This window comes from Extibacter muris (assembly GCF_004345005.1).
Taxonomy (GTDB): Bacteria; Bacillota; Clostridia; order Lachnospirales; family Lachnospiraceae; genus Extibacter; species Extibacter muris.
This window is the reverse complement of sequence record NZ_SMMX01000035.1, coordinates 1-10,261: the sequence shown is the minus strand read 5'-3', so window position 1 is coordinate 10,261 and position 10,261 is coordinate 1. Positions and strand designations below refer to the sequence as shown.

Annotated in this window: 16 protein-coding genes, 6 tRNA genes and 1 pseudogene; 8 read left to right on the top strand and 15 right to left on the bottom strand. The window is 44.2% G+C overall.

Annotated features, from left to right (window positions below):
- Positions 1 to 245: 245 nt before the first annotated feature.
- Positions 246 to 551 (top strand): alpha-helical endospore appendage domain-containing protein, encoded by a 306-nt coding sequence (locus tag E1963_RS18985; RefSeq protein WP_132281607.1) that lies wholly within the window; start codon positions 246 to 248, stop codon positions 549 to 551.
- Between the two features lie 107 nt (positions 552 to 658).
- Here the strand turns inward: E1963_RS18985 and E1963_RS18980 are convergent, their stop codons facing one another.
- Both E1963_RS18980 and E1963_RS18975 read right to left on the bottom strand, forming a co-directional pair.
- Positions 659 to 856: a hypothetical protein gene (locus E1963_RS18980; protein WP_132281604.1), complete on the bottom strand. Its 198-nt coding sequence runs from the start codon at positions 854 to 856 to the stop codon at positions 659 to 661.
- 2 nt (positions 857 to 858) lie between these two features.
- A complete protein-coding gene (locus tag E1963_RS18975) occupies positions 859 to 1,161 on the bottom strand; it encodes a hypothetical protein (protein WP_201272074.1) in 303 nt (100 codons plus the stop codon).
- Between E1963_RS18975 and E1963_RS18970 the strand changes: the two genes are divergently transcribed.
- The 6 genes from E1963_RS18970 (at position 1,160) to E1963_RS22860 (ending at position 4,056) form a co-directional block, all read left to right on the top strand.
- Positions 1,160 to 1,525, top strand: coding sequence for a sporulation initiation factor Spo0A C-terminal domain-containing protein (locus E1963_RS18970; RefSeq protein WP_132281601.1), 366 nt, complete (start codon positions 1,160 to 1,162; stop codon positions 1,523 to 1,525). The two genes, E1963_RS18975 and E1963_RS18970, sit on opposite strands and share 2 nt — an antisense overlap.
- A gap of 132 nt (positions 1,526 to 1,657) precedes the next feature.
- Positions 1,658 to 2,008, top strand: coding sequence for a YmaF family protein (locus E1963_RS18965; RefSeq protein WP_132281598.1), 351 nt, complete (start codon positions 1,658 to 1,660; stop codon positions 2,006 to 2,008).
- Positions 2,009 to 2,228: 220 nt separating this feature from the next.
- A complete protein-coding gene (locus E1963_RS20895) occupies positions 2,229 to 2,855 on the top strand; it encodes a TetR/AcrR family transcriptional regulator (protein ID WP_132281595.1) in 627 nt (208 codons plus the stop codon).
- Positions 2,795 to 3,550, top strand: coding sequence for an aldo/keto reductase (locus E1963_RS18955; protein WP_243117813.1), 756 nt, complete (start codon positions 2,795 to 2,797; stop codon positions 3,548 to 3,550). The genes E1963_RS20895 and E1963_RS18955 overlap by 61 nt, the downstream gene beginning before the upstream one ends.
- A 177-nt stretch (positions 3,551 to 3,727) precedes the next feature.
- Positions 3,728 to 3,883, top strand: a complete 156-nt coding sequence (locus E1963_RS20215) for a hypothetical protein (protein ID WP_201272073.1) — start codon at positions 3,728 to 3,730, stop codon at positions 3,881 to 3,883.
- Positions 3,865 to 4,056 carry a hypothetical protein gene (locus E1963_RS22860; RefSeq protein ID WP_201272075.1) on the top strand — a complete coding sequence of 64 codons (192 nt, stop codon included), beginning with the start codon at positions 3,865 to 3,867 and terminating at the stop codon, positions 4,054 to 4,056. The genes E1963_RS20215 and E1963_RS22860 overlap by 19 nt, the downstream gene beginning before the upstream one ends.
- Positions 4,057 to 4,104: 48 nt before the next feature.
- Here the strand turns inward: E1963_RS22860 and E1963_RS18945 are convergent, their stop codons facing one another.
- From E1963_RS18945 to E1963_RS18900, 11 genes are all read right to left on the bottom strand, one after another.
- Positions 4,105 to 4,950 carry a hypothetical protein gene (locus E1963_RS18945; protein WP_330570897.1) on the bottom strand — a complete coding sequence of 282 codons (846 nt, stop codon included), beginning with the start codon at positions 4,948 to 4,950 and terminating at the stop codon, positions 4,105 to 4,107.
- A gap of 129 nt (positions 4,951 to 5,079) precedes the next feature.
- A tRNA-Leu gene (locus E1963_RS18940) sits at positions 5,080 to 5,166 on the bottom strand.
- 104 nt (positions 5,167 to 5,270) lie between these two features.
- A tRNA-Val gene (locus tag E1963_RS18935) sits at positions 5,271 to 5,343 on the bottom strand.
- A gap of 6 nt (positions 5,344 to 5,349) precedes the next feature.
- Positions 5,350 to 5,423: transfer RNA gene (locus E1963_RS18930), tRNA-Asp, on the bottom strand.
- Between the two features lie 103 nt (positions 5,424 to 5,526).
- Positions 5,527 to 5,600, bottom strand: a tRNA-Ile gene (locus E1963_RS18925).
- 28 nt (positions 5,601 to 5,628) lie between these two features.
- A tRNA-Thr gene (locus E1963_RS18920) sits at positions 5,629 to 5,701 on the bottom strand.
- A gap of 36 nt (positions 5,702 to 5,737) precedes the next feature.
- Positions 5,738 to 5,809, bottom strand: a tRNA-Glu gene (locus tag E1963_RS18915).
- 91 nt (positions 5,810 to 5,900) lie between these two features.
- Positions 5,901 to 6,041: a hypothetical protein gene (locus tag E1963_RS19880; RefSeq protein ID WP_167482273.1), complete on the bottom strand. Its 141-nt coding sequence runs from the start codon at positions 6,039 to 6,041 to the stop codon at positions 5,901 to 5,903.
- 33 nt (positions 6,042 to 6,074) lie between these two features.
- Entirely contained in the window at positions 6,075 to 6,524 is a 450-nt protein-coding gene (locus tag E1963_RS22165; RefSeq protein WP_330570896.1) for a GyrI-like domain-containing protein, read from the bottom strand.
- 440 nt (positions 6,525 to 6,964) lie between these two features.
- Positions 6,965 to 7,525 (bottom strand): NAD(P)H-dependent oxidoreductase, encoded by a 561-nt coding sequence (locus tag E1963_RS18905; protein ID WP_201272072.1) that lies wholly within the window; start codon positions 7,523 to 7,525, stop codon positions 6,965 to 6,967.
- 17 nt (positions 7,526 to 7,542) lie between these two features.
- Positions 7,543 to 8,082 (bottom strand): prolyl-tRNA synthetase associated domain-containing protein, encoded by a 540-nt coding sequence (locus E1963_RS18900; protein ID WP_132281586.1) that lies wholly within the window; start codon positions 8,080 to 8,082, stop codon positions 7,543 to 7,545.
- 155 nt (positions 8,083 to 8,237) lie between these two features.
- Between E1963_RS18900 and E1963_RS18895 the strand changes: the two genes are divergently transcribed.
- A complete protein-coding gene (locus tag E1963_RS18895; protein ID WP_132281583.1) occupies positions 8,238 to 9,098 on the top strand; it encodes a LysR family transcriptional regulator in 861 nt (286 codons plus the stop codon).
- Positions 9,099 to 9,104: 6 nt separating this feature from the next.
- Here E1963_RS18895 and E1963_RS18890 read toward each other — a convergent pair whose 3' ends face one another.
- Positions 9,105 to 9,857, bottom strand: coding sequence for a helix-turn-helix domain containing protein (locus tag E1963_RS18890; RefSeq protein ID WP_132281580.1), 753 nt, complete (start codon positions 9,855 to 9,857; stop codon positions 9,105 to 9,107).
- Between the two features lie 69 nt (positions 9,858 to 9,926).
- Positions 9,927 to 10,261: pseudogene (locus E1963_RS20255) on the bottom strand (IS3-like element ISRgn1 family transposase); the annotation flags it as partial.

Genomic DNA, 10,261 nt, shown 5'->3' with positions numbered 1-10,261 from the left:
GTGACGGATGTGGTTAATCCAAAAAGAGCCTCGCCAGACCAATTACTCCCTTATCATAAAAAAATAAGTGTAGAGGGTAAAGCACGAATGATATGCTTTATCTCTTACACTTATATGGTACTAAAAAAGAGCCTTGTGGCTCCGAATTACGGGTTCTAATAATTTCTAAACTATAATATTAATTGTTTTGGTACCTCTCTGTTTATTTATAATATACTAATAAAAAACAGAAGGATGTATTTCATATGAGTATGCCTAAAATAAAATGTAAGTATATTAACAAATGTTGCTCTGCTTCTTCTATGCTTCAATCAATTGCGCTGCAAGAAGCTGGATTGGCTCATATTATAAACGCAGAAGGAGAAAAAATACAAAAAGCAGTGTCAACGGATTGTATTACAACCGAAGAACTTATTAAAGTAAACGAGTCTGTTGAGTCTATGGTTGAAAAAATAACAGCATTGGAGATTATTCTAAAATCTAAAGCAGATACAGTAATTCCTTTACTCAAAGATTGCAACAGACCTCCTAAACCGCATAAAGGTTGTTAATTATTTATACGGCCTGTCATTTTGGCAGGCCGTATATTATAAATTAACCTATGCCTTTTTCGCAAGCTCAAACTCATGGTCCGTGACATTGTTGTTCCGGTCAAATTCTATAATTGCCTCATTGACGGTGTCATCTTCATGGCTCCGTTTGATAGGAACCCCATGTACAAGTTTTCCAGATATTCATATCTCGGAAAGCGTTCTTCATGCAATGCGACGTACTTATTTATCAGCTCCATATCTATCTCCGCATCAGCATCACATAACAGCGGCTTTGGCAGCTTATATGCTCTCTTTGAATGCATCTCTATATTCCTCCTTCAAATGTTTTCAGTTTCACTTTGCCTTTCCGCCAGCCTTCCACCCCGTATCTTAGTGCTGCCATCGCATCATCTTGGAATGGCACCGGCTCGTCAAGGTATTCCCCTGTCTGTTCATCCCTCTTCCACTTCCACTGCTGCAGCTCCTTGATGGTATTTGTGCATGAAGGGTGAACGTATATCATCCGCTTGATTGCCTTGTCTTTTGAGACAATCCCTTTCAGCCAGTCAATCTGAGCAGCCTGATACTTCTTCTCGTCGGTCTTTTCCTTGACCACCGGCATTGCCATGAAGCCGGCTGTCCTCCATGTCTTAATCCTGTCAGGCTCTGCGGAGTCGCACCACATAATCCGCTTCGTAGGGATACGTTCTACCATCCGTGGATTTCATTTCCTGCTGTATGCGCTGCAGCTGTGCTTATCAGACGATACATACCTGTTATCCGTCTACAAAAGCCTGTATGTAGACATAGATGCGCAGTTCGGCACCAGCAGGGACAATGTAGACCATTGTATCCGCACTGCCATTTCAAACTGCTGGTATAAGGGGAACCGGGAATTGCTTATCAGCATCACCGGTTACGAACTGAAGCAAAAGCCAGCAAACGGAGAATTTATTGATATTCTCTACAACTACTTATGTCAGGAAGGGTAGGCCCGCACCGCGGGCTCCTTCCCTAACTCTGATCAACTTTTACTGTCAATTTCATCTATACAATAATATCTTCACACTCCCTTCTCATTTGTCATATTCTAAAAGAAAGGAAGTTAAGAAAGGAATTTAGTTATGTATAATCCAAGTTGTTACAAAGACCAGAAGCATGTGCACGAATTAACCGGTAGTACAAAGATTTTCAATGAATGTAACGATTGCCATAATCATAGATTTTGTACTGTAACCGGAGAAGCTATCTACCACAAGGATAAACATGACCACTACCATGAAGTGAAATTCCGTACCGATTTTTCTGACGAACATTTTCATGAGTTCTGTGGAAAGACTTCAGGTGCTATTGAAGTAGGTAACGGAAAACACGTTCACTTCATTAAAAATTTTACTGAAGAGGAAGATAATCACAAACATGAATTTCAGGCTGCAACACTCATAGATAGTCCGATTGACTTTAAGTGTAAATAATTTTTTGTGCCCCGGTTTATTCCGGGGCATTTTTCTTTTTACGACACACTGCCGGAAATAAATTTTATACATATTTATTTATCGGGAGAGCAGATTAGACAATGGTTGCTTACCTGCTCTCTTTTTTGTCACAAAAAATTCATAAAGTATCGAATTAAAGTCATTGACTTTCATTCAGCGAATTCGATATAATCAAATTCAACAAGGAGGTGATGACAAGGTGGCAAAAAAAATGACAAATAGACAGCTTGCTGCTTTAGAAACGAGGAAAAAGCTATTAGAAGCAGCAAAGAAGATTGTGAGTGAAAAAGGGTTGATTAACACATCAATCGAAGAAATTACGAAAGCCTGCGGTGTTTCAAATGGTACATTCTACACCTACTTCAAACGCAAGGAGGATGTTATTTTTGCTTTGAGCCGTGAGATGTATCAAGAAATTTATGAAAATGCACAGGCGCATGAAGGCTCTTTCATGGAACGGTTGATATTCTACATGGTAAATTTTTCTGGCTATATCGAAAAGAGCGGCTTGAAACTTTGTCAGGAATGGGTGCGTAATACCGTAGACCCTGACCTTGTAGAGAACCCGGACGATAAAAACAAACTGGGGATGGACATTGATTCTATGAAGGGACTGCTGGAACGAGGTGTTGAACGAGACGAACTGCAAAAAGATACCCCTGTTGATGTACTCTCCCACACATTGGCAGATGTACTTTACGGCGAAATGCTTTGTTGGGATATGACAGGTGGAGCATACAGCTTCGAGGAACGCACAAAAGAATTTTGCAATATGTTTTTATCGGAAATCATAAAACCATATTTAAATGCAATGAGCAGGAAGTAGGAAAAGCAATCCGGGAAAGCGGGATTCCCCGTGAAGAAATTTTCCTGACGAGCAAACTCTGGTTACAAGATTATGGATATGAGGCTGCAAAAAAAGGTATTGAAACCTCTCTGCGTAAACTGGGACTGGATTATATGGATCTGTACCTGATCCATCAGCCTTATGGCGATGTTCCCGGCGCATGGAAAGCAATGGAGGAAGCAAAAGCCGATGGGAAAATTTGTTCTATTGGTGTGAGCAACATGACTCCGAAAATCTGGGACAGCTTTGTACCGCAGTTTGAAACTATGCCCTCTGTCAATCAGGTAGAGTTTAACCCTTACTATCAGCAGAAAGAAATTAGAAAGATCATGGCGGAGGCCGGGGTGCAGCTTGAAGGCTGGGGGCCGTTGGGACAAGGCAATAAGGAAATGCTTGCAGATCCTGTTATCAGAGAGATTGCAGAAGCTCATGGAAAAGATGTCGGACAGATTATTCTGCGGTTTGAACATCAGGAAGGCGCAATTATTTTCCCGAAATCCACAAATCCTGCGAGAATTAAGAGCAACATGGAGATTTTTGATTTTGCTTTGAGTGATGAAGAAATGGAAGAAATGCGTTCCCTCGACACAGGAAAAGGCTGCCACAACCCGGACGCACCCGGCGTTGCGGAAATGCTGAGCAGTGCATTTGATGTCCATGCAGACGAAAAATGAGAGGGGTCCAATGAAGAAAACTTTAGTTGCCTTTTATTCAAAAGATGGCAATACAAAGCGAATGGCGGAACTTTTGAAGGATAGGGCACATGGGGACTTGAAACCTTTGAAATTAAGCCCATGCTTAATCAGGTGGGAATGCACCCATTTTTTCAACAGCAGCTTAACATTGGCACAATGAATGAATACAATGTCGTGCCGGAGGCGTGTGCGCCTTTCAATGAGGGATTGCATGATTTTTTCAGAAATCCGATTTTAACCGGAATCGGGAGCAAGTATGGGAAACCGCCGCACAGGCGGCACTCCGTTGGAATATTCAGCGTGGTGTTGTAGTAATTCCTAAATCGGTTCATGAGGACAGAATGAAGCAGAACTTTGATGTATTCGATTTTTCTTTAACACAAGAGGATATGGATAAAATCAAGACAATGGACATTGGGCACAGCGAAATCGTCAACCATTTTGATCCACAGTGGATTAAATCGCTTCATACTTGGAAGTTCTGAATATATATGCCGCCGCATGGGTAACACCATAGCGGCGGTTTTCTGTGTCTATCGGCTGTCTCTGTCAAAAGATTTCTTTCTCTGTCTCGGCTGATTTCGTTGCTTGCCCTCTGCCTGAAGTTGGCGCAGGCGTTTCAGTACGCTCTCCCGTTCCGGCTGCTTTGCCTGCTCTTTTCGGGCGGGTTTCTTTTTTTCCCTGACCTGCCGCTCCCATGCGGCAAGGTCACGGTTGTACTGCTCCACAACAGCCTCCGCTTTACGGTAGGTTGCCATGAACGCCTGCACATCGGGATAACCGTCCTCTTTGAGAATATCGGGCAGCTTATCCAGCTTTTCAGCGATTTCCTTTTCCGTCCGCTGTATCTGCTCTGTGAGTGCCTTGCGTTCCTTGCCCTTGAAAATTCCTTTTGTGTAGGCAAGCTGCATTTTCAGCTTCGGGAGTACCGTATCCTGCAAATGCCGGATTTCCTTCGCCTTATCCTGCGCCTTTATCATCAGCTTCTGCATAGTGCGGAACTCTGCCATATCTATCTCAAGGACAGGCTTCGGCGGCATGTCGTGTTCACGGAGCAGGTTTTGCAGGAAGTCTTTTGCCATGCTCACGATACTGCGGAACAGATTGGGAAGCCAGCCTTTGCTTTTGATAGACTGGCTTGCCTTTTCGTGTATTCCTGACCGCTTGAGCTCTAAAATCTTCGTTTCGGAGATACCCGATAATAACGCCATATCCGCTGTCCTGTTCCATTCCTGCCTTGCGGCATTGTCGGCTTTGATTTCGTCCTCTTTTGGATTGTTCTTGCCGCTTTTTTTGGTCGGCAGATAGACGCTGTTTTTATCAAATACCTTTAGGTGCTGCTCAGAATCAGCGATATGGCGATTGATATTAAAATCCATATATCGTCATACGTTGAATGATAAGAGAAAAGAAATGAATAAAAAAGCTAACAAGCATTTTACAACACTTATGCAACACGAAATATCACACGAAAGCAAAAAACCGACGTAAATACGTCGGTTTTGCAATGCCGCAGACCGGAATCGAACCGGTACGGGAGTATAAGTCCCGCAGGATTTTAAGTCCTGTGCGTCTGCCAGTTCCGCCACTGCGGCATTTCCTGTGCCAGCCCTTGAGGGCTGTGTGCATCGGTGCATAGCACCGCGTCACATTTTGCAGATATATAATTAGAGCTTTGCAGTACATATCTACTGCAAAATGGGACCTATAGGGCTCGAACCTATGACCCTCTGCTTGTAAGGCAGATGCTCTCCCAGCTGAGCTAAGATCCCATATGACGACCCAGAAGAGACTCGAACTCTCGACCTCCGCCGTGACAGGGCGGCGCTCTAACCAACTGAGCCACTGGGCCTTACTAATGCTATGAATTACACAGCTTCAAAAGAAGCCTTTTGAAAAACGCAAGCTGCAGCACTTATCCAGATGCATCCGGACTTAGTGCTGACACGCTGCAATGGACCCTCGGGGACTCGAACCCAGGACCGATCGGTTATGAGCCGATTGCTCTAACCAGCTGAGCTAAGGGTCCAAACTTAAAAAGTCCCTTAAAGGAACTAAGCCGTTGACCGGACTTGAACCGGTAACCTGCTGATTACAAATCAGCTGCTCTGCCAATTGAGCCACAACGGCAATTATATATGCTTGAGCCATAACGGCACAACTCAATGACCCCGACGGGAATCGAACCCGTGTTACCGCCGTGAAAGGGCGATGTCTTAACCGCTTGACCACGGGGCCAGATTGCTGATATATACGGCCTGTCTCATGGAGTGACCGAAAATTATAATATCATATACCTGGCTTAAATGCAAGACCTTTTGAATATTTTTTAAATTAATTTGCCCCTTTTGTCATACAGGGAACCTATAGCAATACCTAATAATATAAGCAACGTGTTTTCAAATAAAAGTGCCCCGAAGAAGCCTAAAACCACTCCAAATTCTGTCCCATTACATTTGCATCTGTCCATAGCAGCCTCCTTATATAATATGTACCGTTCCAGCTATGTTAATTCTAGCATCTTCCCTTTCTGAATACAACTGCTATTCTTACGCTGTCCTGAAGAACTCACTCTATATATGGCATAGGCAGCTCTACCGGCTCCGATATGTCCGGCACGTATACAGCCGTGGCATATCTCTCTCAGTAGACTGCTTGAGCTTTGCCACGGCCGTATATCCCTCCTCAGGTCATCAGGACTCGTTACCTTGCAGAACCCTTCCGGTACAACGGCGTCTGCCTCACAGTCATCAGCTATCAGATACTCAAATTCGTCTGAACCCATACTTTCATCGATATTTACACCGTATTTCCCGCATACCTTTTCCCCTTTTCCTGTTTCGTAATGCTCTGTCCAGAACACAGGAATCTTCTCCTCGGCTTTCTCGTAGCCGAATGTTCTGGCATTTCCTAATACCGTGAATGCATCTTTTTCTACAATCTTGTAATCCATAATCGTACCACCTTCCAATGAAAATTTGAGTTTCAGCGGAGCAAATGATCTTATCATTAATCTTTTCGCCTGTGGCTGCAACGTCGCTGCCCGCACACGCAAGACGGCGCTTTCTGATATATTCGCCGACTGTAAACCCACAAAGCAGGCCAAATGACTTCTGGAAATAGAAGCTGGAAATATTTGCTATCCGAGCAATATCCTCCATCTTTAGTTCTTCCGTAAGATTATCTTCGATATAGCTGATCGCATCCCCTAGACTGTCTATCCAATTCATCGTTCTTTCTCCTCTCTGCACTGTTATCGTATCAGATCTTCTGTTCGGCCTCCCGATATTTCCTGCCAGATTTTGTCCGCTTATAAACATGCGGCGTTGCTCCTTCACCCTGGAATACGTCTTCATAACGTGTGCCTTGCCATCGGCAATAGTTATTCTACCATTATTCAAGAACTGTTCTGACTTTGGCAAGATGCTCTTCCCTTTCCTGCCTGCCAAGGCCATCGATACCTCCCAGATTGTCCCATACCGCGTTATGGAAGCCAATGGCTTTAAATGTGGCTCCTATAATTGGTCCATTGACAGCATCCCCAAACCGGTGAACCAAATTGTCGGTCGATGTGGAAGATGTCGTAAATATATAGGTCTCCTCTATATTACGCACTGCATGAAGCCCGGTCTCATCACTATCGTATGCAGAGCCTTTTAGCATTACTTTGTCTAAGAAGCCGCGCATGATTGCAGGCATATCATACCACCAGACAGGAAAGATAAATATAATTCTGTTGGTATCATCTAATATCTCATTATATTTCTCCACCAATGGATCTGCAGATTTTCCTTCACTGTATAATGCCAGATCCTCCTCTGACATGACAGGGTCAAACCCGTCCTTATACAAGTCAATCACATAACAGTCACCCGCTGCTTTTGCAGCTTCATCCAGTATGGCCTTGTTAAAGCTCCCTTCCCAAGGATGGGCATAGATAATCGTAGTTTTCATGATCTATATCTCCTTTCTTAAATGCTGACAATCTTATACTTATGTTTAGAATACGGCAGAATCTTATGCAGGATGTCCTCCGTCTTTACTTTCATATAGCCCGTCGTCGTCCCGTCGCTGCATCCATAAAACTCCATGGCCGTAACCTCCTCGTCAAAGACGATCTGTATGGTCTTGTCCCAGTCGTCCAGCACGCTGTAAACCGTCGCTGCTCCAATCTTCGTCCCGAGGATGTCCTCGAACAGTTCTCTCGGGGCAAAAGATACGCGGGATATGCCGAGTGCTTCACAGAATTTTCTAGTATCGAACGGCTTTTGGTCTGTCGTGATAAAAAGATAAAATAACGTTTTCTTTTTATTACAGAGAAATAGAGTCTTGACCATGTCCATATCCAGCCTCTCATTAATCAGCACGCAGTCTTCCATAGTTATTGCCTCATCGGTGTCAACTCTTTCAAAATATATCTTCAATTCCGCCAACGTCTTGTAGACTTTTTTCTGAAGCGGCGTCTTATATTCCTCCGGAGCTGTAGTCATGACTTTGCTTACATAGAACATCGCATTTTCACTTCCTTTGTAATAATTCCGATTAGCCTTGCACGCTATCGGTTACTTCTGTTAATATTGTATCATAATATGATAGATTACAATATCGAATGTTTATCATAATTATTATGACATTTCCAGATATGTAAAAGGAGAAAAGAACGGACATGAATATACTGAAATATCTGGCCTTTATAAAGACCGTCGAATATGGAAGCTTTACAAAAGCCGCCGAAAAGCTGAACTATTCCCAGTCCGGCATCAGCCGGATGATCAACGATTTGGAGGAAGAGTGGAAAGTTGTCTTGCTGGAGCGGAGAAAAACCGGCGTAAAGCTTACGAGCGACGGCATGAAGCTGCTTCCATATGCACAGGAAGTCTGCCAGAAGTATGAGATGCTGCACAGGCAGGTAGAAGAATTAAACGGGCTCCAGTCAGGGTATATCCGTATCGGAACCTTTTCAAGTGTAGCCACGCACTGGCTTCCAAATATTATCAAGGAATTCCAGAAGGACTATCCCAACATAGATTATGAACTCCTGCTTGGCAATTACAGCGAGATTGAAGAATGGATTCAGGAAGGAAGGGTGGACTGTGGATTCTTGCGCCTGCCCCCCCAGACAGTACTTGACACTGTGGTGTTAGAGCAGGATTTATTGCTTGCTGTACTACCGGCGGACCATCCTCTTGCCGGTTGTGACAGATTCCCTGTCTCTGCGTTCTGCGACGAACCGTTCATCCTGCTTGAGCGGGGAAACAATACTGAGATTGCACAGATTTTTGCCCAATTTTCATTGAAGCCACGGACCCGCTTCACTACATGGGATGACTATGCAGTCATGTCCATGGTAGAAAAGGGGCTTGGAATCAGCATGCTGCACCAGCTTATACTAAGGCGTACTCCCTACCATCTTGCTGTCAAAGAGCTGGATGTACCCGTTTACCGCAGCATCTGCTTTGCTGTGCGTGATAAAAAGGCGTGCTCCCTTGCTGTAAAGAAATTTTCAGAGTATCTGAAGTACCGCTAGTCAGCCTTATAGTATGCCACAGTAGTCTCTAACCAGACAGTGCAGCCGGTCGCCAGAGCATACCGGCACCATGGCAGTGGTATCCGTCAGCTGGGCATCTTCATATATATCCACGCCTGCCGTCAGGACAAGGGCCGGTATCACATCATACCGCGGCCCGAACAGCACTTCAAGATATTCACTGTATTTAGCCGCCTGCTCCAGCTCCTCGATTGACATTTCATCCTTCATCTTAAATTCCAGTGAAAATACCTTCTCATCGGTTACGAGAATGACATCAGCATAGATGCGTATGCTCCTGGAGCGTTTTATGCGAAGTTCAAAAAGGATTTCCCACCTGTCCCATATTGAACGTTCCACTCCGCCAGCCATTAAGCCCCCAAACATATTCTGCATGGTATTGTAAGTATCTTCAAACGAATGAAACAGCCCCCTTGTGTCATTCAGGTTCCGGCCAATATGTCGGCAGCCTGTCTTTAGCCTCTCCAGAAATTCTTCAAAATCTATGTCCAGAAACTCACCGGCCCAGCTATAATACCCGCAGAAATCTTCTATGCCATAATGCGGGACGCTCTGGCGGATCAGCCCGTGCCACCGGTAAGCTTTATCCTGGTAACAGAGCTCTTTTATATAAGGAGAACCGTACAGGTAATGGTTGATCGTCTGCCTCGATTCCCCCGATTTTCTGCCAATATTCTTTGCTTTTATTCCCTCATGGCTGCAAATGAGAGCATATATATTTCTTTCTATCGCATCCATCCGTATATCACACCTCTCGTATGTATCTGCTGCTCTTTCTTATAGTGGAAAGCATATGCCGCCATGCACTATTTCTGAGGTGATGTGACGGTCCGTAATACTCGCAATGATGCTGCGGTCATACAGATCAAGAATACTGCAGTTATAACGCACCTCTCCATTTTTCAGGAACAGATAGGTAAAATCTGTACACCATTTTTGATTCGTCCGCTCAGCAGTGAAGTCTTGGGCCAGCTTATTATCAAATACCTTATGTGGCTTCCCATGCATATATTCCGCTTTTTCGGACGGACAATCGCATACAGCCCCATCTCTTTATTCATATACTTATGAATGGTCACAGGACTGTAACGGAACCCTTTGCGTGCCAGATAAACGGCCATGCTCCGGTATCCGTCCACGCC